We start from the raw sequence: 23,009 nt of genomic DNA, 5'->3' as shown, positions 1-23,009 counted from the left end.
TAAAGCGCATTTAAGCCGCGGTCGCCGATTCATCCGGCGGCGTCCACCACCGCCTTCTCCACCGCCGCCAGCAACGCCGGCACCTGGTCGGCCGGGACGCCGCCGCCCTGCGCGAGGTCGGCGTTGCCGCCGCCCCGGCCGGAGAGCGCGCCCTTGACCAGGTCGGCCGCGGACAGGCCGCGGCCCTTCGCCACGCCGTTGATCGCCACGATCAGCGACGCCTTGCCGTTGGCCCGGGCCGCGACCGCGACCACCGCCGGTCGCCCAGAGTCGATCTTGCCGCGGATCTCCTGAGCCAGCGTACGCACATCGTTGCCGGCCGCGCCCTCGGGCGCCTCGACCCCGACGTACGCCACACCGTGCAGATCCCGGGCCTGACCGGCCAGCGCGCCCGCCCCGCCCAGCACCATCTGGGCCCGCATCTTCTCGAGCTCCTTCTCGGCGTCGCGCAGCGCCGTGACGGTCTGCTCGACCCGGTCGGCGACCTGGTCGCCGGGCACCCGGAACAGCTCGGCGAGGCGGGTGACCAGCAGGTGCTCCTTGGCCAGGAAGCCGAACGCGTCGATGCCGACCAGCGCCTCGACCCGGCGCACGCCGGAGCCGATCGACGACTCGTTGAGGATCTTCACGAGGCCCAGCTGACCGGAGCGGGCCACGTGCGTGCCGCCGCAGAGCTCACGCGCGTAGTCGCCGACTTCAACCACGCGGACCTCGTCGCCGTACTTCTCCCCGAAGAGAGCCATCGCGCCCAGCCGGCGCGCTTCCTCCTGGGAGGTGATGAACGCGTGCACCTCGAGGTCGCGCAGCAGCACCTCGTTTACCTGCTGCTCGACGTCGTGCAGCACCGCGGGCGAGACGGCCCCCGGCGTGTTGAAGTCGAAGCGCAGCCGACCCGGCGCGTTGAGCGAGCCCGCCTGGGTCGCCGACTCGCCGAGGAAGTGCCGCATGGTCTGGTGGATCAGGTGGGTCGCGGTGTGCGAGCGCGAGATCGCCTTGCGCCGGGTCACGTCGATCTCGGCCTCGGCGGACTCGCCCGCGCGCACCTCGCCGCGGATCACCCGCGCCTTGTGCACGATCAGGCCGGGGATCGGCTGCTGGACGTCGACGATCTCGAGCTGGCCGCCGCCGACCCGGATGATGCCGGTGTCGGCCTGCTGGCCACCGCCCTCGGCGTAGAACGGGGTGGTGTCGAGGACGATCTCGACGAAGTCGCCCTCGCCGGCCGCCGGCAGGCGCCCGCCGTCGCCGAGCAGCGCGCGCACCCGCGACTCCCGGGTGACCTCCTGGTACCCGGTGAACTCGACCGGGCCGCCCTCGTCGAGCGCGCCGCGATAGGCGCTCAGGTCGGCGTGGCCGGTCTTGCGCGCGGCGGCGTCCGCCTTCGCGCGGGCCCGCTGGTCGGCCATGAGCCGCCGGAACCCGGCCTCGTCGACGGACAGGCCCTGCTCGGCCGCGATCTCCAGGGTCAGGTCGATCGGGAAGCCGTACGTGTCGTGGAGCTGGAAGGCCTGCGCGCCGGACAGCGCCTTCCCGCCCTCCTTGCGCGTCTCGCTGATCGCGGTGTCCAGGATCGTCGTGCCCGCCCGCAGCGTGGACAGGAACGAGTCCTCCTCCGCGTACGCGTAATCGGAGATCCGCTGGAACTCGGTCGCCAGTTCGGGGTACGACGGCGCCATGCAGTCGCGGGCCACCGGGAGCAGCTCGGGCAGCGCCGGGGCCTGCCAGCCGAGCAGGCGGATCGCCCGGATCGCCCGGCGCATGATCCGGCGGAGCACGTAGCCGCGGCCCTCGTTGGAGGGGATCACGCCGTCGCCGATCAGCATCAGCGCGGTGCGGACGTGGTCGGCGATCACCCGCAGGCGTACGTCGTCGGGGTGGCTCTGGTTGGCCGCGTGACCGCTGTGCGCGCCGTACTTCTTGCCGGTCATCTCGGCGGCGCGGGACAGGATCGGGCGCACCTCGTCGATCTCGTACAGGTTGTCGACGCCCTGCAGGATCGAGGCGATCCGCTCCAGGCCCATGCCGGTGTCGATGTTCTGCTTGGGCAGGTCACCGACGATCGTGAAGTCCTCCTTCGACTTCACGTCGGTGATCTCGTGCTGCATGAAGACCAGGTTCCAGAACTCCAGGTACCGGTCCTCGTCGACCTCGGGGCCACCCTCCGGGCCGTACGAGGGGCCGCGGTCGTAGTAGAGCTCCGAGCACGGGCCGGCCGGCCCGGGGATGCCCATCGACCAGAAGTTGTCCTTCTTGCCCCGGCGCACGATGCGCTCGGCCGGCAGGCCGGTCTGCTTCCAGATCTCGATGGCCTCGTCGTCGTCGAGGTAGACGGTCGCCCAGATCCGCTCCGGGTCGAGGCCGAAGCCGCCCTGCTCGACCGGCTTGGTGGACAGCTCCCAGGCCAGCGGGATCGCGCCCGCCTTGAAGTAGTCGCCGAACGAGAAGTTGCCGTTCATCTGGAAGAACGTGCCGTGCCGCGACGTCTTGCCGACCTCGTCGATGTCGGGCGTCCGGATGCACTTCTGCACGCTGGCGGCGCGGGCGTACGGCGGGGTGCGCTGGCCCAGGAAGAACGGCACGAACTGCACCATGCCGGCGTTGATGAACAGCAGGTTGGGGTCGTCGATGGCCGGCAGCGGGGCGCTCGGCACGACCGTGTGCCCGTTGGCCTCGAAATGCGCGAGAAAGCGCCGCTTGACTTCCGCCGTCTTCATCGGTTCCCCTCCTGGGCCTGGTGCCCGTCCTCGAACAGCTCACCCTCGGCGAACGCCTGGTGAATCTGCTCCTCCCGCTCGGTCATCCCCTCGCGGACGTCGTCCACGAAGCTGCGCATCGACTCGACCAGGCCGCCGGCGGACTGCGACAGCGACGTCGCGATACCCGACGGGGTGAACTCGTTCGCCTTACGGGTGAGCTTGCGAACGACGAGGGCGCCGACGGCCAGGCCGACGCCCAGCCACAGCAGGCGCTTCATGTACGTACCCCTCTGTTGTTAACGGCGGACCTTGCGGCGCTGCTTGATGGTCTCGCGGACCTCACGGTCCTCCTCGGCCCGGCGCCGGTTGTTCACGGCCTTGCGCAGGCCGTACCCGAACGACGCGACCTTGACCAGCGGGTTCGCGGCGGCCGCCGCGACGACCGTGGACAGGTTGGCCACGTTGGCGGTGACATGCGCCGCGTGCTCGGTGATCGTGTCGACCTTGGCGAGCTGGATGTTGACACCGTCCAAAGAGACCTGCACCTGGCCGAGGGTGGTGTTCACATTCTCCACCGTCTCGTTGACGTTGCCGAGCAGCGGGCCGGTGCGGTCGGTCAGGTCGTTGATCGCCCGGGTCGCGGCGTCCACCGTCCGGCCGAGCTTGAGGATCGGCACGGCCAGCACGATGACGAGCATCAGGAAGGCGCCCGCCGCGATCAGTCCTGCGATTTCTCCGGCGTCCATCTGGCGCAACTCCTCTACGGGTGGCGGGTCAACGTGCAGACCCTACCGTCCGTGACCTCGCCCCGCTTCACGACGCCGCGGGTGTCGGCACCAAGAGCGGATCGTTCGAGATTCCCGGCTCCGGCGTCTCGCCGACCAGCGGCTTGTCCTGCTTCGGCTCGGTCCGCCCGCGGGTGTCGGAGATCGCGTTGTACACCTTGATGCTGATCGTCGACCCCACGCACTGCTTGGGCGGCGGCGTGACCGCCGACGAGGGCAGCACCGCCGTCGGATCCTGCGCGGCCACCTGGTCCACTGCGCACTCGGGCTGACGCACCCACAGGTCCAAAGTGAGCTCGTCGCGCCGCCAGCAGGTGTAGGTGCCCTCGACCGGCGTCTCCGGGCACTCGCTGACCTTCCAGGGCGACCAGCCCGCCTTCCGCAGCGCCGAGGAGTACGCCGTGGCCGTCTCCTTGATCGGCTTCGACGACTGCGCGATCCGCTCCCGGAACCGGCAGTCGATGAAGCACCACCGGCTCCCGCTCCCGTTGTCCTTCACGTCCTGCGCCGCCCACGAGGGCACGCCGAGCGAGTCGAGCGAGCCGAACACCGGGTCCGCGCTCGCCGACCGCAGCCCGAAGAAGGCCGGCATCACCACGAGCACGACGACGGCGAGGGAGAGCAGCGTCACCACCCGGAGCCGGCGCTGACTGCGCATCTTGGTGCGAAGCTCGCCGCCCGCGCCACGGATTCCCGCCGCGTTCGCGGCCGAACCGACCGCGGCTTTCGCACCGACAACGGGCGCGGCCGCACGTTCTTCACCCCTGAGGGGTACGCCTTGAGCACCCGTTCGCACGTTCCCCGGCCGGTCGCCCGCTCCCGGCGCCCCGGTGAGCGTGCCCGGCCCGGCGCCCGCGCCGCGCACCTTGGCCGCTCCGGCGGCCGGTCCCGCGGCGGCTCCGCGCACTTTCGCCGCTCCGGCGGCGCCTCCGGCAGCGGCTCCCGCGGCGCCTCCGGCAGCGGCTCCCGCGGCGCTTCCGGGGGCGGCTCCAGGAGTCGCTCCGGGAGCGGCTCCAGGGACTGCTCCGGGGGCCGCTCTCAAGCCGGTTGCCCCCATCTTGGCGGCTCCGATGCTCGCGGCCCCGGCTGCACCCACGCTCGCGGCCCCGGCTGCACCCACGCTCGCGGCACCCACGCTCGCGGCTCCGGCAGCTCCCGCGCTCGCGGCGCCCACATTGGCGACACCCGCTGAGGCGGCGCCCATGGTGGTGGCTGCACCGGACGCGGAGCCCGTTCGGGCGGCGCCGACGCGGGCGGCACCCGAGGCCGGCCCGGCCGAGGCAGCACCCGCCGCGGCACTCGCCGGCGCGCCACCGGAGGCCGCTCCCATCAGGGCAGCACCCGACGAACCGCCACCCATCGGCGGCCCACCCATCGGCGGCCCACCCACGGAGGCCGACCCGACCGGCGCAGCACCGGCCGACGCGGCCCCCATCGGACCGGCCCCGCCGTTGCGCCTCGGCCCGGCACCTGGTCCGCGCCCACCCGGCCCCGGCGGCCCAGCCTGCGCCGCTCCGACCCGCCCCGGCAACGGCTGCCCATGCGGCCCCGAACCCGGCTGCGCCGGCAAAGCCTGACTGTGTTGCGGCCCGCCCGGTCCCGGCGAAACCGGCCCGGACGGCATGTCATCCACACCCGGACGCACGCCACCTACTCCCGGGTGGCCTAGCGGCCCGGACGGCATGTCATCCACACCCGGACGCACCCCACCCGGCCCCGGACGCCCTAGCGGCCCGGACGGCATGTCATCGGCACCAGGGCCCCGCATCGTTCCCGTAGCCGGCCCGTTGCGGCCGCCACGCCCGCCCCGCGGCGGGTTGATCGGCCCCGAAGTCTCACCGGGCCGCGGCGCGGCCCCACCCGCCATGGCGCCGGCACGACCCGGGACCGCCGGGGTGCGAGCACCCTGACGCCCGGGCACCACCACGACCTTGGCCGCAGCGCGAACCGGCTGACCACCCGCGGGCCCACCCGAACTGGGCGGCGGACCCATGCGACCCGAGCGACCGTCGTCGGGCGCGCCGTGCCGGCCCGTACCCTCGCCGGCGTCACCGCGCGGCCCGCCCTCACCGCGGGGCCCGGCGTCACCGCGCGGCCCGCCATCACCGCGCGGTCCACCCTCGCCGCGCCGGCCGGTCGCGGCGCGCCGGCCGCCCTCGCCGCGGGGTCCATTCTCGCCGCGACGACCGGCTGCGCCGTGCCGCCCGGTCGACTCGCTCAGATCGTCCGGCCCGCCGGGGAAGTCACCCGCGTCGCCGCCATGCCGTCCGGTGGACTCGCCACCCCGGGAAAAACCCGGCCCACCGCCTTGATCGTCGGCGCCGCGCCGTCCAACAGGGTCATCGTTCGAGTAGCCGCCGCCGTGCCGGCCCGTCGAGCCGCCGTCGCCGCCATGCCTCCCGGTGGACTCGCCACCCGGGTAGCCGTCACCGCCATGACGGGCAGCCGGCTCGCCGTAACCGGGGCCACCGCCGCCATGCCGACCGGTCTGTTCGCCGCCCGGATGACCGGGACTGCCACCCGGGATGGCGGCACTCGAGCCACCGGCGAATCGACCGGAAGCCGGCCCGGCGGGCGAGGACGGCGCCGCGGCACCCGGGAAACGACCCGGAGGCGGCCCAGCCGGAGACGACGGCGAGGAGCCGCCGGGAAAACGACCCGCGGGCGGGCCGGCGGGCGACGACGGCATCGGGGCGCCAGGCGCCGGGCCGCGGCCGCCGCCGGGCGGGCCGTCGGTGCGGAAGCGGTCACGCGGACCCGCCGACGAGGTCGGGCGGGAGGCCGGCGACACCGGACGCGAGGCCGGCGACACCGGACGCGGCGCCGAGGACACCGGACGCGACGCCGACGGGGTCGGGCGCGGCATCGGCACCTCGGGCGCATTGCCGGAGAGGGGCACGGACGGGATCGGGCCGGAGGTCGACGGGTCGAGCGGGCGACGGCCCTCCTCTTCGGCGGCGCCGTGCCGGGTCGCGTAGGCCGCCTGGTCGGCACGCCCACGCGCCTGCCCGGGCACGACCGGGCCGGAATGCTGGCCGGACACGACCGGACCGGAATGCTGCCCGGACACGACGGGACCGGAATGCTGCCCGGACACGACGGGACCGGAAAGCTGCCCTGGCCCCACCGGGCCGGAATGCTGACCCGGAATCGCCGGGCCCGAGCGCTGGCCCGGCGACATCCGGCCGGGCGGGTTCTGGTTCGCCGGGGACACGGGCGACGAGGGCGCCTGCCGCGGCACCCGAGCGGACCGGCCACCGCGGCCGCCCGCCGGACTGACCGGGCCCGGACCGGGCGGAACGTCGTCACGCCAGCCGGCACCCGGCTGCGGGCCGGCACCCTGGGCGTCGTCACGCCAGCCGGCGCCGGGCTGCGGGCCGGATCCTTGCGCGTCGTCACGCCAACCGGACGCGGGGTGGGCGCCACTGCCGTCCTGCCAACCGGGCGCGGGGCGGCCGGAGGGTGGCTGCGCGGGGCCGGAGCGGGCCGGATGGGTCCCGCTGGGCGACTGCCAGCCGGGCTGCGCGGGCGGGACCGGGCGGCCGGGCTGGCCCGCGGGCGGGGCCGCACGACCCGGCCGAGGCGGGCCACCGACGGGACGACCGGGCTGACCGGGCTGACCGGGGCTGCTCACCGGCCGGGCGGGCTGCGCCGGGCCGCTGACCGGACGCGTGGGCTGCGACGGACGAGCGGGCGACGCCGGGCGCGTGGGCTGGGCGGGGGCCGTGGGGGCGGCGCCGGAGGGATAGGCGCCGCTCGGGGACTGCCAGCCGGGGGCGCCGCCGCCGAAGGGGAGATCCTGGTCGTCGGGGTGGTCGTCGGGGCCGGGGGCCACGCGGCCGCTCTTGCTGGGGCGGGTCTCGCCGGCGAGCGTGCCGGGGCCGATCGCACCGCGCTGCTGCTTGGCGGTGCGGAGGTCGTCGAGCCAGCCGGTTTCCTCCTGAGGCACGTCCTCGGGCACCTCCGGCTCGGCACGGCCTCGACCGAACCGGCGTCCCTTCCGGGAACCGGCGTCTTTGCGCAGGTCGGCCTCGTCGTCGGGCCGTTCGGCACCGCGCGAATTCACGGCTGTTCCTCTCCGGCGGCGTCGCCGCTGTCGTCTGCCCTGCCCACGGCCTCGCCGGCCGCCTCTGTCCCGTCCTGAGCCGGCGTCGCCGCCGGCTCGTCCTCGACCGCCGCGTCGCTGCGCGACGGCTTCTTGCCCGCCGCGGCCCGGGACCGCGACGCCTTCTTCGCCGGGGCCGACGGCGTCGGCTCGGTGCTAACCGAAGAGCGTGACGCATCCGCGGCCGATCCACCACCCGCCGCGCGGTCGGGTGTGGGTGGCCCACCGGCGGCGGCAGGCTCGGCAGCCTCGGCAGATCCGGCGGCGACGGCGGGCCGGGCCGGAGCGGCCAGGCCCCGGACGATGCGGCGCAGGCGTGGGACCCGCTCGCTGACCGCGCGCTCGGCGCCGTGGTCGGTGGGCTGGTAATACTCGGCATGGGTCAGGTCGTCGGGGATGTACTGCTGGGTGACCACGCCCCGGGGGTCGTCGTGCGGGTATCGGTAACCGCGGCCGTGACCCAGACCACGCGCGCCGGGATAGTGGGCGTCGCGGAGGTGAGCGGGAACGGCGCCGCCCCGGCCGGCTCGCACGTCGGCCATCGCGGATCCCAGGGCGGTGGTGACCGCGTTGGACTTGGGGGCGGTGGCCATGTGCACGACCGCCTGGGCGAGGTTGAGCTGGCACTCGGGCAGGCCGATGAGCTGCACGGCCTGGGCCGCCGCCGTGGCGACGACCAGGGCCTGCGGGTCGGCCATGCCGACGTCCTCGCTGGCGAAGATGACGATGCGCCGGGCGATGAAGCGCGGGTCCTCGCCGGCCACCAGCATGCGGGCCAGCCAGTGCAGCGCGGCGTCGGGGTCGCTGCCGCGCATGCTCTTGATGAAGGCGCTGGTCACGTCGTAGTGGGCGTCGCCGTCCCGGTCGTAGCGAACGGCGGCGACGTCGACCGCCTTCTCGGCGGTCGCCAGATCGATCACCGGCGTGCGGGGGGTAGGCGATGACGTGCCCGGGACGGCCGAATCCGAGGTTGCGTCCGGGGAAGAAGCCCCACTCTGGGCAACGGCCGTGGCGGCGGCGGCCTCGAGAGCGGTGAGCGCTTTGCGTACGTCGCCGGACGCCAGGCGTACGAGATGGTCCTCTGCCTCCGCGGAAAGCGTGACGGCACCGCCCAGCCCGCGTTGGTCGGTGAGCGCGCGGCGCACCAGCAGGCGCACGTCGTCGTCGCCGAGCGCCCGCAAGGTCAGCAGGACGCAGCGGGACAGCAACGGCGAGATGACCGAGAAGTACGGGTTTTCCGTCGTGGCCGCCAGCAGCGTGACCGTCCGATCCTCGACCGCGGCCAGCAGCGAATCCTGCTGGGTCTTGCTGAAGCGGTGCACCTCGTCGATGAACAGCACGGTAGGCGGGCCGCCCTGGCGCCGTTCCTGCCGGGCCGCGTCGATCACCGCGCGCACGTCCTTGACGCCGGCCGAGAGCGCCGACATCGCGACGAACTTGCGGTCGGTGGCGTCGGCGACAAGATGGGCGATGGTGGTCTTGCCGGTGCCCGGCGGGCCCCACAGGATCACCGACATCGGGGTGGCGCCGGTGACCAGCTGGCGCAGCGGGCTGCCGGGCGCGAGCAGATGGTCCTGGCCGACCAGCTCGTCGAGGCCGGCGGGGCGCATGCGGACGGGCAGCGGCGAATCGGCTGACGGCGGGGTGAACGCCGAGGCCGACGCGGCGACCTGCACGCCACCCGGGCGAGTCAGCGAGAAGAGCCCGTCCATTTCCATCGGCACCGACAGTACCGGCCCGCCCTCCGATGCCCGAAATGCACCGAAAGGGCGGGCCGGAAACCCTCAGCCGCGGCCGGGGCGACGGCCGTAGAAGCGACGGCCGGAGCCGGTGCCGGCGCGCGGGCCGCTGCCCACGCCGGCGAGGTACAGCGAGAGCAGCAGGAAGCCGATCGAGGCCATCGTGGGGAAGTTGAACAGGTCGGGGGCGCCGAGGTTGGTGTCGAGCAGGTCGAGAACGAGCCAGATACCGAAAACGATCGCTGCGGCGATGGCAAGCATGGGGATCCTCCGGGGGTATGAGCGTTCTGACGTGCAGATACCCACCAGCGGGTGTTCGCCAAACTCCACCGTGGAGCTACCCCGCGCGGCCGCCTAGTTGGAGTGCTCGACCGGGGCGGCCTGGCCGCCGGTGCCGGGCACGCCGGCGGCGGCCTTGGGCTTGGCGTCGATGCCGGCCTCGAGGCGCTGCTGCGCGGTGATCGGGGTCGGCGCGGTGGTCAGCGGGTCGTAGCCGCCGCGGGTCTTGGGGAACGCGATGACCTCGCGGATCGACTCGTTGCCGGAGAGCAGCATGCAGGTGCGGTCCCAGCCGAACGCGATGCCGGCGTGCGGCGGCGGGCCGTACTTGAACGCCTCGAGCAGGAAGCCGAACTTGTCCTGCGCCTCCTCGGGCGTGATGCCGAGCAGGTCGAAGACCCGGCTCTGCACGTCGGCCCGGTGGATACGGACGCTGCCGCCGCCGATCTCGTTGCCGTTGCAGACGATGTCGTACGCGTACGCCAGGGCCCGGTCGGGCGCGGTCTCGAAGCTGTCGATCCACTCCGCGTTGGGCGAGGTGAACGGGTGGTGGACCGCGGTCCAGCCGCCCTCCTCGGTCTTCTCGAACATCGGCGCGTCGACCACCCAGCAGAACGCCCAGGCCGACTCGTCGATCAGGCCGGCCCGCTTGGCGATCTCGATCCGGGCCGCGCCGAGCAGCTCCTGCGCCTCCCGGCGGTCGGCCGTCGCGGCGAAGAAGATGGCGTCGCCCGGCTTGGCGCCGACCGCGTCGGCCAGCCCGGACAAATGCTCTTCGGACAGGTTTTTCGCCACCGGTCCGCGGGCTTCGCCGGTCGACTCGTCGAGCACGACGTAGGCCAGACCGCGAGCGCCGCGCGCCTTGGCCCAGTCCTGCCACCCGTCGAGCTCCTTGCGGGTCTGCGCGGCCCCGCCGGGCATGACCACGGCCCCGACGTAACCGCCCGCGTCGATCGCGCCGGCGAAGACGCGGAACGACGTGCCGGCCAGGTAGGAGGTGAGCTCGACCAGCTCCACGCCGTAGCGCAGATCCGGCTTGTCCGATCCGTACCTATTCATCGCGTCGTGCCAGGTGATGCGGGGAATCGGCCGGGGAATCTCATAGTCGGCCAGCGAGCCCCACAGGCGGGACACGATCTCCTCGCCCAGCTCGATGATGTCGTCCTGGGTCACGAAGGACATCTCGATGTCGAGCTGGGTGAACTCGGGCTGCCGGTCGGCGCGGAAGTCCTCGTCGCGGTAGCAGCGGGCGATCTGGTAGTACCGCTCCATGCCGGCCACCATCAGCAGCTGCTTGAACAGCTGCGGGGACTGCGGCAGCGCGTACCAGGTGCCGGGCTGCAGGCGGACCGGGACCAGGAAGTCGCGGGCGCCCTCGGGCGTCGACCGGGTCAGGGTCGGCGTCTCGATCTCGTTGAAGTCGCGGGCGTGCAGCACCTCGCGGGCGATCTGGTTGGCCCGGCTGCGCAGGCGCAGCGCGTTGGCCGGGCCGGAGCGGCGCAGGTCGAGGTAGCGGTACTTGAGCCGGAGGTCGTCGGACGCGGTGATCGTGTCGTCGACCGGCAGCGGCAGCGGCGCGGCCTCGCTCAGCACGGTCAGCTCGCGGGCAACCACCTCGATCGCGCCGGTGGCGAGCTCGGGGTTCTCGTTGCCCTCGGGACGCGCGGACACCTCGCCGGTGACCAGCACGCAGAACTCGTTGCGCAGCGCGTGCGCGTCCTCCTCGCGGAAGACGACCTGCACCACGCCGGAGGCGTCACGGAGATCGACGAAGATGACCCCGCCGTGGTCGCGCCGGCGGGCCACCCACCCGGCGAGCGTCACCGTCGTGCCGGCGTCGCTCGCGCGCAGGCTGCCGGCGTCATGGGTACGGATCACGGGAACTCGTCTCCTCACAGCTGAACAAGGGCGCAGCGCCCATTCTGTCAGGAGTCAACCGGTCACCCGCCACGAGGTGGCCCGCATGCCGGCGGTGCCGGTGGTGCCCACGTCGGTGATCTCCACCAGCGAGATCGAGGCCGGGATGGCGGCGGTCAGCACGCACAGCACCGCCCCCTTGCGCACCGGCACGCCGCCGCCGGGCCCGATCGGGGCGGTCCGGATCGCCCGCCGGCAGCCGTCGGCGTCGGTGTCGGTGTCCTTCACCTGGGCGCCGGCCGCCGCGCCCGGCCCGAGCGTCAGCCGCGGCACGTCCTGCCCGCAGCGGCTGTCGTAGCGCAGGTCGCTGAGCTTCTCGTCGGCGTTGGCCCGCGGCTCGTCGAGGTCGACGAAGAGCACCGCCGAGCAGCCGACCTGCACGCGCAGCGGCTCCTGGGCATAGGTGACGGAGAAGCCGTCGGCGGCCGGCGGCGCGGTGGCGCCGGCCACGGCGGGCATGCCGGCCGCGACCAGCCGGGCCACGCTCATCGCGCGCCACGCGGCGAGCACCGCGATCGACGAGGTGATCAGCGCGAAGACCGCGACGACCACCCCGAGCCAGGCGAGACGGTCCCGGCGGAGCCGGGACTTCCGGTCGTGGATGCGCTCGGTGGGTCCGTCCGGGATGGTCTCGTCCCGGGGCCGGGGATTGATCGCGTACGGGCGGTCGGACGGCCCTTTGTTGAGGTTGTTTGCGGCGCGGAAGACGGACATGAGGCGGCTCCGGGGTTTTGTCCGGCAAAGGCGTGATCCGGACGATATATAGGCTCATCGTTCGACCCCATCCCCCGCCGAGGGGACTCACCCGCGGGCTACTCCGCCGTAGACTCGCGAGATGGCGCCGGAATCCCACACGCTCGAGCGTCTCGACCGCCAGATCCTCCACGCGCTCCAGATCGCGCCGCGTGCGCCCTTCGCCCGCATCGCCACCGTGCTCGGCGTCTCGGAGCAGACGGTCGCCCGGCGGTACCAGCGGATGCGTGGCAACGGCATCGTGCGGGTGACGGCCCGGCCCCAGGCGACCCACCGGCCCAACGGCTCGTCCTGGTCGTTGCGCATCGGCTGCCGGCCGGGCACGGCCACCGCCCTCGCCGAGGCGCTCGCGCGCCGCACCGACACGTCGTGGATCAGCATCGGCGCGGGCGGCGCCGAGATCACCTGCCAGATCGAGATCGAGAGCGACCGCGCCGGCCTGCTCGACCACGTGCCCCGCGCGTCCAACGTGCTCACCTTCAGTGCCCACCAGATGCTGCACCACTTCCCCGGGCGCGGCGAGATCGACTGGATCCTGCCCGACAACGACGTCACCGCCGAGCAGCGGCGCTTCCTGGCCGACGGCGCCGAGCGGCACATCGCGAAGCAGGGCGACGCCCGGCTCCGCGACGCCGACGGGCCGCTGGTCGAAGCGCTCGAGCACGACGGCCGGGCGAGCTGGGCGTCGCTGGCGGCGGCGACCGGCTGGAGCCAGCGGCAGGTCGCCCACCGGGTGGGCGAGCTGGTCGGCAGCGGCGCGATCTATTACCACCTCGACATCGCCGACGCGCTGGTCGGGATGGGATCGGCGGCCAACCTGTGGTTCACGGTCGCGCCGGCCCACCTGGCGTCGGCCGGCGCGCGGCTGGCCGACCACGCCGAGCTGGCGTTCGTCTCGGCGATAACCGGCGCCGCGAACCTGATGGCGGCGGCCCGGGCCGTCGACGCCGAGGCGCTGTACCGCTACATCACCACGAAGGCGGCGCGGATCGAGGGCATCCAGAACGTGGAGATCGTCCCGCACGTGACCCGCCTCAAGCAGTCGCACTCGCTGATGGTGGGCGGGCTCGTGCGCGAGCCACCGCGCGCCCCGGTCACCGCCGCCCGTTGAGCGAGTCGAGGCGCCGGCCCCCTCAGGGCGCGTCCTGGTCCCGGAGCCCCTTAGGGTCGTCCTGGTGACGGAGCGACGCGCGATCTTGAGTGGTTCGACGTTCGAGGAGCGGATCGGGTACGCCCGGGCGGTGGTCGACGGCGACTGGGTGCACGTGTCGGGCACGACCGGCTTCGACTACCCGACGATGACCATCTCGGACGACGTGGTGGAGCAGGCGGAGCAGTGCCTGCGCAACGTGGGTGCGGCGCTCGCGGAGGCGGGCTGCGGCTTCGCCGACGTGGTACGGGTGCGCTACCTGCTCCCGGACCGCGCGGATTTCGAGCCGTGCTGGCCGGCGTTGCGCCGCACGTTCGGGGAGGTCCGGCCGGCCGCGACCATGATGGTGTGCGGCCTGGCCGACCCCCGCATGAAGATCGAGATCGAGGTGTACGCCCGCCGCACGGCCTAGCCCGGCGGAGTCCGGCCGCGCGATGCGGATGTCAGGCGGCCTCGACCAGCTCGCGGGCGGCCGGTTCCGCCTTCTCGGCCGGGCGCACCAGGACGAACACCGCCACGGCGCACAGCAGGCCGACCGCGCCGCTGATCAGGAAGCCCGCGTCCAGGCCGGCTGCCGACGCCGCCCGGATCGCGGACTCGGGCACCGCGCCCGCCAACCGCCCGGCCTGGCCGGCGGCCACCGCATGGGCGGCCTCGGCCGAGCCCAGCTCGTCGGCGGCGCGGGAGGCGAACAGCGTGCCCAGCACGGCGACGCCGATCGCGAAGCCCAGCTGCCGGGCGGTGGTCAGGGCCCCGGCGGCCATCCCGCCGCGCCGCTGCGGCACCGCGGCCATCGCCGAGGATGCCAGCGCCGGCATGACCAGGCCGACGCCCAGGCCGATCACCGCGTAGCCGGGCAGCAGCGCGGGCCAGCCGGAATCGGGGCCCACCAGCAGGGCGAGCAGCAGGGAGCCGGCGCCGATCAGCACCATGCCGCCGCCGATCACCAGGCGCGGGGATCGGCCGTGCAGGCGGGCGCCGGCGATCCCGGAGGCCAGCATCGAGCCGGCCGACATCGGCAGGCCGACCAGGCCGGCCCGCAGCGGGGAGAGGCCGGTCACCGACTGGAGCCAGATCGACGTGTAGGTGAAGGCCGCGAACGCCGCGAAGTTGACCAGCAGGCCGGCGGTGAGGATGCCGGTGAACGAGCGGTTGCGCAGCAGGCGCAGGTCGAACATCGGCTCGGCGGACCGCCACTCGATGAGCGCGAAGGCGGCCAGCGCGACGGCGGAGACGACGAGCAGGCCCCAGGTCCGGATCGACGACCAGCCCTCGTCGTCGGCGCGGATCACCGAGAAGGTCAGCGCGGCGGCGGCGACCGTGAACGCCACGGTGCCGGGCAGGTCGAAGCGGCCGGTCCCGCGGGCGCCGTCGCGGCGCAGCGTGGTAAGGCACATGACCACGGCGGCCACGCAGATCGGCAGGTTGACCAGGAAGATCCAGCGCCAGCCGAACCCCTCGGTGAGCAGGCCGCCGAGGATCGGGCCGATCGCGGCGGCGGCGCCGGAGACGCCACCCCAGACGCCGTACGCGACGCCCCGGTCGCGCCCCTGGTAGGAGCTGTTCAGCAGCGCGAACGTGGTGGTGAACATCGCGGCCGCGCCGGCACCCTGCACCACCCGCGCGCCGACCAGCAGCGCCGGGCCGGCGGCCAGGCCGCAGGCCAGTGAGGCGAGCGCGAAGACGATCAGGCCGCCGGCATAGAAGCGCCGGTGCCCGTGCCTGTCGCTGAGCGCGCCCGCGCCGAGCAGGAGCACGCCGAGCGCGAGGGCGTAGCCGTCGACCACCCACTGCAGCGAGCCGAACGAGGTGCTCAGGTCGGTGGCCATCCGCGGCAGCGCCACATTCACGATGGTCACGTCGATGAGCAGCATGAAGGTGCCGAGACAGACGGTCACCAGCGGCCACCATTTGCGCATGGGTCTACTTCCTTCGCGGATTCCGGTTGACGGCACCCACGATCGGCCGGCGCGGGCCTATTCACCCAGCCAACGGCGCCGGAGACGCGGTTTCCGTCGTCGCGAGACCCGACGTGCGGAAATCCGTCACGCTCCGGCCGGTCAGGAGAGGGATCCTCCATCGACGAACCAGCCGTCCCGCAGCACCGGCACGACCTTGCTGACCCCGATCGCGGAGGCCACGTCGACATCGCCGGCGAAGCCGAAGCCGCGCAGCTCACGGCCGCTGACCGACTCGCGCAGGGCGTCGCCGGCCCGTTCGGCGACCCCGCGCCACGCCCACAGCGCCGCGCTCGCCTCGGGCGAGAAGTCCCCAGCCGAGGCCGCAACCGAAGCCGAGGCCGAGTGCCCGTCCGAAGCCGCGGACGGCTCCGAGGGAAGCGTGAGCCCGTCGAGGAACGCCCCCGCGCCGAGCAGGTCTTCGATGGCCGGCCGCAGCGAGCCGTCCGGCCACCTCTCCCCCGACGCGACCACGCCCACCGGCCGGTCGCCGGCCCGCTCGCGCACCCACGCCGCCGCGGCGGCCGCGTTGCGCAGCGACACCCCGATCACCGTCACCCCGGCGTCGGCGAGCCGCACCGAGATCGCCGAGCCGTTCGGCGACGGCAGCACCAGCCGGTCGATGCCGTCCGCGCGCAGGTTGGCGTGCAGGATGCTCTCCGGCGACAGGGTGACCTGGCCGGGGCCGGCCTCCTTGCGCAGCACCGCGAGCATCGCGCCGTGCAAGCGGGCCACGGCGACCGCCGAGTCGTCGCGCCAGCGATAGGGCAGCACGCGCAGCCCCTGCTCGACCGCCACCGTCAGCGTCGTGGTGAAGGAGAGGACGTCGACCACGGCGACGTAGGCCGCTCCCGGCGAGACCGCGTCGGCGCCGACCGGACCCCAGTCGAAGCGCACGCGATAGCCGCCCTGCCCATCAGCGAGGCTCATGGCCTCACTCTAGGTGAAGACATCGTCACGGATGAATCTCGGGGCGACCGCCGGAGCCCTCAGAAGAAGGTCTGGAGCACGTCGACCACGCGGCGATCCTCGTCCACCACCGGGATGTGCCGCCATTTGTCGAAGGCCGTGCACGGATGCGAGATCCCGAAGCGGATCAGGTCGCCCGGGGCCAGGCCGTCGGCCGCCAGGTAGGTGTGGTGATCGTTCAGTTTGGTCACCGAGGCTGCCACCTCGAGCGTCGTGCCGTGCCGGCGCACCTCCATGGGCACCGGCAGCCCCTCGTCGAACGGCGCGTCGCGCTTGCCCATCCCGGCGATCGCGAGGCCCGGCTCCGGCGTGGACAGCACCTGCGCCCAGATCTCCAGCGCGGCGGTCAGCGGCCCCTCCGCGGGAACGCGGCGGAACGGCGTACGCGATCGGTAGAAACCGTCGTCGTGCGTGACCGACGCGCCACTGCGCAAGATCAGGCGCAGGTCGCGCGGCAGCGCGGCGAGCCGGGCCACCACCCGGTCGAACCAGGCGCTCCCGCCCGCCGACACCAGCGAGAACTCGATCCCGGCGGCCTTCAGCCGCCGAACCCCGGCCACGACCTGGTCCAGGAAGTCGTCGACCTCCGGCTGCGTGGTCAATTGACCCTCGTACGCGGTCACGCCGGCGAGTTCCAGCCGTGGCGCGACCTGCGCGGCGCGCGCCACCGCTTCAAGATCTTCGAGGGTACGGACGCCGGTGCGCCCACCCGCATGGCCGAGCTCGACGAACACCCGCAGCCGGCCCTCCGGCACCGCGGCGGCCGCCGCCACCCCGGCCGGCGAGTCGACCTGGAAGTAGATGTCCTCCTGGGTGGCGAGCCAGCGCAGCGCGACCGGATCGAGCACCTCGTTGGCGATGAGGATGCGGCCCACCCCGAGGCGGCGCAGCACCAGCGCCTGGCTGGGCGTGGCGACAGTCATCCCCCACGCGCCGGCGTCGAACTGCGCCGCGATCAGGCCGGGTGCCATCGTCGTCTTGGCGTGCGGGGCGAACAGCAGGCCGTGCCGCTCGGCGTAGGCCGCCATCGTCGCGATGTTCGCCAGCACGGCCTCGCGGCGCAGCGCCAGGACCGGCCAGGTGAAGCCGCCGCCGAACAGGCTCGGCCGCTCCTTGGCGTAGTCGGATGCCGTGCGCTCCCCGTCCGGGACGAAGAAGCCCTTGCTGCGCCAGTCGACCCGCGGCTCCGGAACGTCCACCTGCGGCCCCCTTTCGTTGCCCTCAGGGTTCCACGACCAGCCGCCGCCCGCGAAGGTCGGTGCGCTGCCACGCCGCCTCGATGTCGCGCAGCGGGACCCGCTCGAGGCCGAAGGTGAGCCGCTTCTGCCGAGCCCACTCGACCACCTGGCCGTACGCCTCGCCCATCGTCGCGGGACCGAGGCCCTTGGCCGCGCCGTATATCTCGACGCCCGAGGTGCGCAGGCTCTCGGCCGGCAGGCGCAGGTCGGCGCCGGCCACCTCGCCGATCTGCACGAGCCGCAGCGGCTCGGGGAAGGCGAACCCGGCCGGCACCATCGCGCGCAGCAGGATCTCGGTGGGGCGGCCCCACAGGAAGTCGGCGACCACATCGGTGCGGTTCCGCCGGAAGGCGTCGAGCAGCTCGTCGTCGCCCACGGTTGTGTTGATCACCTCGTCCGCGTCCAGCTCGCGCAGCTGCTCGTCGTCCCGGCCGGTCGCGACGACGCGGCCGGCGCCGAGCAGCCGGGCCACCTGCACGGCGAGGCGGCCCGCGACCCCGGTCGCGCCCTGGACCAGCACCGACTCGCCGGGCTTGAGGCCCGCCGCGACCTTCATGGATATCGCGGTGATCGCGCTGGGCAGCACGGTGGCCACGGCCGGGTCGAGCCCCTCCGGGATCGGGGCGAACGCGCCCTCGGCCACCACCGTCCGCTCCGCGAGCGCGCCGTACGGCGGGCGCGGGTTGCCGAAGCCGACCAGCCGCCCGTCCGGCAGCCGGCCGATGCCGTCGAAGCAGGGGATCGCCGGGAGCTCCGGCATCATCGCCCGCGCCGCGAAATGCGTGCCGGCCGCGACGGCCCGGTCGACGTTCTCCACCGCGGCCGCCACCACCTCGACGATCACCTCGCCCGCGCCGGCCACCGGGTCGGGAAAGTCCTCGTAGCGCGGGACGCCGTCACGCTCGTGCAGAACCGCTGCCTTCATCGCGCCGCCTCTCTTACGGTGTTAGAGCACTCTAACACTGATAGAGTGTCCCGTCATGGCGTTGGATCGGCGGCGGATCGTGGCGGAGGCGGTCGCCCTGCTCGACGCCGAGGGCCTGGATCACGTCACGCTGCGCAAACTCGCCGCCCGGCTGGCGGTGCAGGCGCCCACCCTCTACTGGCACATCCCGAACAAGGCGGCCCTGATCACCGCCATCGCCGAGGAGATCCTCACCCCGCTGCCCGCGCGCCCGGCCGCGCCCGGCGACCGCTGGCAGGACTGGCTCATCGGCATGGCGGCCGGCCTGCGGCAGGCCCTGCTGGCCCACCCCGACGGCGCCCGCGTCATCTCAATGGCCCAGTTGTCGCGAAACATGGCGGCGTTGTCGGAACTGGCGATGAGCACCCTGGTGGCCAAGGGCATCCCGCTGCACCAGGCCCGGGTCATGGTGTTCACGGTCGAGCGCATGACGATCGGCTTCGTGCTGGAGGAGCAGGGCCCCCGCCCCGACGAGGAGGCCGCCCGGTCGTTCGACCTGACCGCCTACCCGACGATGATCGCCGCCATCACCGAGTACTACCGCCCCGGCCGCACCGTCGACGACCTGTTCCTGGAGTGCCTGACGCTGGTCGTCGAGGGCCCGCAGGCCGCGAGCTAACCGACGTACAGGATGGCGTCGATCTCGATGTCGAAGTCCTCCAGCGCCACCGGCAGCGTCGTCCGGACCGGCAGGTTGTCGCCCTTGATGTACTGCTTGTAGATCTCGTTGAGCTCGGCGAAATCCCCGAAGTCGCGCAGGTACACGCCCACCCGCACGGCGTCGTCGAGGGAGGCGCCGGCCGCCGCGGCGCACGCCGCCAGGTTGCGGAAAGCGGCGTGTGCCTGGTCGGCGAAGCTGCCGGTGACCCGGGTGCCGTCCGGGCGGGCGGGGACGGCGCCGGCCAGGTAGATGGTGTCGCCGGCGACGACCGCGTGGGAGTACGGGCCGCCGGGCGGGGCCGCTTGGTCGGTCATGATGGCGCGCTTGGGCATGTCAGGGACTCCTGCGGTCTCGTGGGAACTGGTCTTCCAACGCGTCCGCGCCGACCAGCGGCGTGCTGAGCAGGGCGCGGATGTCACGGTCGCGGCGGGCCAGGGCCGCGCGCTGGGCGCCGGTGAGCGGGATCCACGGCGGCACCGGCGGCGGCAGCTGCGAGGGCAGGAGCCGGCCCTTCGCGTACGTGTAATGGTTGATCAACCGCACCGGCGACCGTCGCGCCCGCAGGTGGGCGTCGGTGACCTCGAAGTCCTCGGCACGGACCTCGAAGACGGCCAGGTCGGCGGGCGCGCCCACGTCGAGGGTGCCGCCGGGCAGGCCGAGCGCCTGCGCGGGCCGGATCGTCACGGCGGCCAGCACCTCGTCCAGCGGCAGGCCCACGGCCAGCAGCTTCGCCATCGTGGTCGGCAGGTCGAAGGCGGGGCCGTGCAGCGACCGGGCGTGCAGGTCGGTCGAGATCGTGTGCGGGCGGACGCCGAGGTCGAGCTGCCGTTCGAGGACGTCGAAGGCGAACCCGCCCGACCCGTGCCCGATGTCGAGGAGCACCCCGCGAGCGGCCGCCTCGACCAGCGCGCGGCCGAGCGGCGCGGCGAGGCCGCTGGCGCAGTGGGTGACGATGTCACCAGGCCGCAGCAGGTCGAGCACCTCGTCCACCGCGGGCGGCGCGGCCCCGACGTGGACCATCACCGGCACGTCGCACGCGGCCGCGGCGGTCAGCGCCCGGCGCAGCGGTTCGACGCCGTTGTCGCCGACCGCCTCCCGGTCGATCCGCACCTTGATGCCGCGCAGCAGGTCGCGGTGCTGCTGGAGGGTGTCGATCGCCAGCGCGACGTCGCAGTTGGCCAGGTCGCGATTTTCCCCGGTGCGCCCGGCCAGCCCGGTGGCCGAGATGTTCAGCAGCGCCGCGACGCGGACGCCGGTGGCGGGGAAGCGCAGCGTGTAGGCGCCGGCCGAGCCCGCGTCCACCCAGGTCGTCACGCCCGTGTACCAGGCGATCGGGTCGGGCCGGATCCCCCAGTACCCGGGCCCCACGTGCGTGTGCAGGTCGATCAGGCCCGGCGTGACGAGCAGCCCGGACACGTCGACGACCGTGCCGGCGTCGCGGGGCAGGCCCCGGCCCGTCGCGGCGATCACCCCGCCGGCGACGGCCACGTCGAAGGGCTCGCCGCCCGCCAGGAGGAGATCCCAGGTCATCCGGCTCCCGTGGACAGAAATTGCCAGGTCAGCGAACTATATCGCGACGACCGCCTCGCCGAGTTCCACAAGATGACCGCCGACCTGCGCACCGCCGGCCTCTAAGATCCTGCGGTGGACTTCTTTCGCGCCGCCGACGACACCAAGATCGCTTTCCACCGCCGGGGCGAGGGCCCACCCTTGATCTGCGTCCCCGGCGGCCCCATGCGCGCCGGCGCGTACCTGGGCGGCATGGGCGGCCTGGACGCCCACCGCACCCTGATCCAGCTCGACCCGCGCGGTACCGGCGCTTCGGACACGCCCGCCGACCCCGCCACGTACGATTGCCGCCTTCTGGCCGAAGACATCGAGGCGCTGCGCCTCCACCTGGGTCTCGACCGCCTCGACCTGGCCGGCCACTCGGCCGGCGCCGCCGTGGCCGTGCACTACGCCGCCCGGCATCCGCACCGGATCGCCCACCTGGCCCTGCTCAACCCGAGCCCCCGCGTCATCAACCTCGAGATCACCAACGAGGACCGCCGCGAGATAGCCCTGCTGCGCCGCGACGAGCCTTGGTTCCCCGCGGCCTATGCGGCCCTCGAGCGCATCTGGTCCGGCACCCAGACCGACGCCGACTGGTCCGCCATCGACCCGTTCAACTACGGCCGCTGGGACGAGTCCGCCCGCGCGGACGCCGCCATCGAGCGCAACGAGAAGGCAGCCGCCCTCTACTACGGGACTTCCAGCGCACCCGACCTGTTCGGGGTCTTCGCCCCGGTCCTGCTGATCACCGGCGAGTACGACCTGCAGATCCCGCCACGCCGCCTGAGGAGTTACGCCGCGAAGTTCCCCAACGCGACGCAGGCCGTGGCACCCGCCGCCGCCCACACCACCTGGCTCGACACGCCGGAGTGGTTCGTCAGCACCATGACAGCGTTCCTGTGACGCTCGTCCTTGCCGCTGACGGGTGTGCCGCGTGGCGCTGTGCCAAACCCCAGACGCGATGTCGCTGATGCTCCCGACGGAATTCCTCGGCCTCGGTGGAATAGTTGCGGCGCTTCGTCGTGTCGCGCATCGTCGCCAATTGCGTCGAGGTGAACAACCGCAGTTGCGGCGGCTTCCTCGAATGCCGCGCCCTCCTCGCCCTGGCCGTCGGGACGGGATGAGACCGGAGGAACCTCCGCACGGCTTCAGAACTCGCGCCATTCGTTCTCGACGCCGGTGATGTCGACCCGGACGTCGGCGTCCCGGTACCGGGCCTCGATGCCGGCGGCGGCCTTGCGATACAGCCCGTCGCACACGAGCCAGCTCAACGACGGCAGGTCCGGCAGGGTGCGCGCGGTCAACCCGTACGCGCCGACGAACTTGACGTCGGTCAAGCGCGACAGGCCGCTCAGGGCGACCGCGCCGCTCAGCTCGCCGGGCGCCGCCCGCCAGGCCAGGCGCAGGCGGCGCAGGTCGCGAAGGCCCTCGAGAGCGCCGGCCGAGATCGTGCCGTCGCCGGTGAGCTCCAGGTCCCACAGCCCGGTGAGGCCCCGCGGCACCTCGGCGCGGTCGGCGGTCAGCCGCAGCCAGCGGCCGTCGTCGGCGGCGACCACCGAGGCGACCCGGGTGTCCTCGTCGAGCTTGAGCGTCTCGAGGTCGTCGGGGAGGCGGACCACGTCGACATCGGACGCGGACAGCCGCAGACGGGTCAGGTAGGTGCCCGTGAGATCGACCCGGCGGGGCGCGTCGACCCAGGTCAGGTCGCTGACGATCGGGTGCGCCACGAGGGCCTCGCGCAGGCCTCGGTCGGGGCCCGACCAGACCAGCGAACGGCAGCGCGGGAGGCGGTCGAGGTCGGCCCAGGACGCCGCGGCGCCGGTCATGTCGAGCAGCGAGGTGGCCTTGCCCTGGCCGGTGCGGTAGGCCTCCTTGGCGAACGGCGGGAGCGCGACATCCCAGCGGCGCTGGGCGGCGATCTGCCCGGACAGCCACGACCAGCCGGCGTGCGAGTCGACCCGCTCGGCGACGCCGGCCGGCAGGTCACGCCGGCCCAGCCACACCCACCAGGGCGGGGGCGGCTCGTCGCCGATGACGTTGATCTCGGTAGGCTGCCCGCGGAGGACGTGATGATCGAGGATGAGCGGCTGGGCGTCCGCCAGCTCGTCCAGCGAGGGCATCCCGGCGGAGAAGAAATCCAGCGCGCACGCCATCGGGCCGAGGCCGGTGACCAGGCAGGCGCCGTAGCCGTCACGCAACGGGATCGCCGCCACGTCCCCTACGTCCGGCATACGATCCGTCACC

21 protein-coding genes are annotated in these 23,009 nt (G+C 73.6%); 5 read left to right on the top strand and 16 right to left on the bottom strand.

Features of this window, described 5'->3' with window-relative positions:
• Positions 1 to 29 precede the first annotated feature (29 nt).
• The 5 genes from alaS to ACFQS1_RS23725 all read right to left on the bottom strand — a co-directional run bounded on the left by alaS (position 30) and on the right by ACFQS1_RS23725 (position 5,824).
• Positions 30 to 2,714, bottom strand: a complete 2,685-nt coding sequence (gene alaS / locus ACFQS1_RS23745) for an alanine--tRNA ligase (RefSeq protein ID WP_378972052.1) — start codon at positions 2,712 to 2,714, stop codon at positions 30 to 32.
• Positions 2,711 to 2,974: a hypothetical protein gene (locus ACFQS1_RS23740; RefSeq protein ID WP_378972050.1), complete on the bottom strand. Its 264-nt coding sequence runs from the start codon at positions 2,972 to 2,974 to the stop codon at positions 2,711 to 2,713. Before ACFQS1_RS23740 ends, alaS begins: the two co-directional genes overlap by 4 nt.
• A gap of 18 nt (positions 2,975 to 2,992) precedes the next feature.
• Entirely contained in the window at positions 2,993 to 3,442 is a 450-nt protein-coding gene (locus ACFQS1_RS23735) for a DUF948 domain-containing protein (protein ID WP_378972047.1), read from the bottom strand.
• Between the two features lie 67 nt (positions 3,443 to 3,509).
• Positions 3,510 to 4,139, bottom strand: a complete 630-nt coding sequence (locus ACFQS1_RS23730) for a hypothetical protein (RefSeq protein WP_378972045.1) — start codon at positions 4,137 to 4,139, stop codon at positions 3,510 to 3,512.
• 1,559 nt (positions 4,140 to 5,698) lie between these two features.
• A complete protein-coding gene (locus tag ACFQS1_RS23725; protein ID WP_378972043.1) occupies positions 5,699 to 5,824 on the bottom strand; it encodes a hypothetical protein in 126 nt (41 codons plus the stop codon).
• A gap of 392 nt (positions 5,825 to 6,216) precedes the next feature.
• On the opposite strand from ACFQS1_RS23725, the gene ACFQS1_RS23720 reads away from it, so the two are divergent.
• On the top strand, positions 6,217 to 6,459 hold the full coding sequence (locus tag ACFQS1_RS23720; RefSeq protein WP_378972040.1) for a hypothetical protein: 243 nt from the start codon (positions 6,217 to 6,219) through the stop codon (positions 6,457 to 6,459).
• A 1,084-nt stretch (positions 6,460 to 7,543) separates the two neighbouring features.
• Here ACFQS1_RS23720 and ACFQS1_RS23715 read toward each other — a convergent pair.
• The 4 genes from ACFQS1_RS23715 to ACFQS1_RS23700 all read right to left on the bottom strand — a co-directional run bounded on the left by ACFQS1_RS23715 (position 7,544) and on the right by ACFQS1_RS23700 (position 12,235).
• Complete coding sequence (locus tag ACFQS1_RS23715) at positions 7,544 to 9,304, bottom strand: replication-associated recombination protein A (protein WP_378972038.1); 1,761 nt, start codon at positions 9,302 to 9,304, stop codon at positions 7,544 to 7,546.
• A gap of 66 nt (positions 9,305 to 9,370) precedes the next feature.
• Positions 9,371 to 9,586 (bottom strand): hypothetical protein, encoded by a 216-nt coding sequence (locus ACFQS1_RS23710; protein WP_378972035.1) that lies wholly within the window; start codon positions 9,584 to 9,586, stop codon positions 9,371 to 9,373.
• Positions 9,587 to 9,679: 93 nt separating this feature from the next.
• Positions 9,680 to 11,482, bottom strand: coding sequence for an aspartate--tRNA ligase (aspS, locus tag ACFQS1_RS23705; protein WP_378972033.1), 1,803 nt, complete (start codon positions 11,480 to 11,482; stop codon positions 9,680 to 9,682).
• A 54-nt stretch (positions 11,483 to 11,536) separates the two neighbouring features.
• On the bottom strand, positions 11,537 to 12,235 hold the full coding sequence (locus tag ACFQS1_RS23700) for a hypothetical protein (protein WP_378972030.1): 699 nt from the start codon (positions 12,233 to 12,235) through the stop codon (positions 11,537 to 11,539).
• A 121-nt stretch (positions 12,236 to 12,356) separates the two neighbouring features.
• On the opposite strand from ACFQS1_RS23700, the gene ACFQS1_RS23695 reads away from it, so the two are divergent.
• Both ACFQS1_RS23695 and ACFQS1_RS23690 read left to right on the top strand, forming a co-directional pair.
• Complete coding sequence (locus tag ACFQS1_RS23695; RefSeq protein ID WP_378972028.1) at positions 12,357 to 13,385, top strand: AsnC family transcriptional regulator; 1,029 nt, start codon at positions 12,357 to 12,359, stop codon at positions 13,383 to 13,385.
• A gap of 64 nt (positions 13,386 to 13,449) precedes the next feature.
• Entirely contained in the window at positions 13,450 to 13,836 is a 387-nt protein-coding gene (locus ACFQS1_RS23690) for a RidA family protein (protein ID WP_378972025.1), read from the top strand.
• A 31-nt stretch (positions 13,837 to 13,867) separates the two neighbouring features.
• On the opposite strand, the gene ACFQS1_RS23685 is transcribed toward ACFQS1_RS23690, so the two are convergent.
• From ACFQS1_RS23685 to ACFQS1_RS23670, 4 genes are all read right to left on the bottom strand, one after another.
• Positions 13,868 to 15,343 (bottom strand): MFS transporter, encoded by a 1,476-nt coding sequence (locus tag ACFQS1_RS23685; RefSeq protein WP_378972023.1) that lies wholly within the window; start codon positions 15,341 to 15,343, stop codon positions 13,868 to 13,870.
• Positions 15,344 to 15,484: 141 nt separating this feature from the next.
• Positions 15,485 to 16,312: a 2-phosphosulfolactate phosphatase gene (locus ACFQS1_RS23680; protein ID WP_378972020.1), complete on the bottom strand. Its 828-nt coding sequence runs from the start codon at positions 16,310 to 16,312 to the stop codon at positions 15,485 to 15,487.
• 59 nt (positions 16,313 to 16,371) lie between these two features.
• Positions 16,372 to 17,550, bottom strand: coding sequence for an alanine racemase (locus tag ACFQS1_RS23675; protein ID WP_378972018.1), 1,179 nt, complete (start codon positions 17,548 to 17,550; stop codon positions 16,372 to 16,374).
• 22 nt (positions 17,551 to 17,572) lie between these two features.
• Positions 17,573 to 18,514, bottom strand: a complete 942-nt coding sequence (locus ACFQS1_RS23670) for a zinc-binding alcohol dehydrogenase family protein (protein ID WP_378972015.1) — start codon at positions 18,512 to 18,514, stop codon at positions 17,573 to 17,575.
• A gap of 55 nt (positions 18,515 to 18,569) precedes the next feature.
• Between ACFQS1_RS23670 and ACFQS1_RS23665 the strand changes: the two genes are divergently transcribed.
• Positions 18,570 to 19,172: a TetR/AcrR family transcriptional regulator C-terminal domain-containing protein gene (locus ACFQS1_RS23665; RefSeq protein ID WP_378972013.1), complete on the top strand. Its 603-nt coding sequence runs from the start codon at positions 18,570 to 18,572 to the stop codon at positions 19,170 to 19,172.
• On the opposite strand, the gene ACFQS1_RS23660 is transcribed toward ACFQS1_RS23665, so the two are convergent.
• Both ACFQS1_RS23660 and ACFQS1_RS23655 read right to left on the bottom strand, forming a co-directional pair.
• On the bottom strand, positions 19,169 to 19,546 hold the full coding sequence (locus ACFQS1_RS23660) for a RidA family protein (RefSeq protein WP_378972010.1): 378 nt from the start codon (positions 19,544 to 19,546) through the stop codon (positions 19,169 to 19,171). The genes ACFQS1_RS23665 and ACFQS1_RS23660 overlap by 4 nt on opposite strands.
• Position 19,547: 1 nt before the next feature.
• On the bottom strand, positions 19,548 to 20,744 hold the full coding sequence (locus ACFQS1_RS23655) for an amidohydrolase family protein (protein ID WP_378972008.1): 1,197 nt from the start codon (positions 20,742 to 20,744) through the stop codon (positions 19,548 to 19,550).
• A 114-nt stretch (positions 20,745 to 20,858) separates the two neighbouring features.
• Here ACFQS1_RS23655 and ACFQS1_RS23650 point away from each other — a divergent pair, with 114 nt between their 5' ends.
• Entirely contained in the window at positions 20,859 to 21,668 is an 810-nt protein-coding gene (locus ACFQS1_RS23650) for an alpha/beta fold hydrolase (protein WP_378972005.1), read from the top strand.
• A gap of 245 nt (positions 21,669 to 21,913) precedes the next feature.
• Here ACFQS1_RS23650 and ACFQS1_RS23645 read toward each other — a convergent pair whose 3' ends face one another.
• Positions 21,914 to 23,008: a hypothetical protein gene (locus tag ACFQS1_RS23645; protein ID WP_378972003.1), complete on the bottom strand. Its 1,095-nt coding sequence runs from the start codon at positions 23,006 to 23,008 to the stop codon at positions 21,914 to 21,916.
• Position 23,009 lies beyond the last annotated feature (1 nt).

The sequence above is a fragment of the Paractinoplanes rhizophilus genome (assembly GCF_042664765.1).
In the GTDB taxonomy this organism is placed as follows: Bacteria; Actinomycetota; Actinomycetes; order Mycobacteriales; family Micromonosporaceae; genus Actinoplanes; species Actinoplanes rhizophilus.
This window is presented reverse-complemented; position numbering and strand designations above follow the sequence as displayed.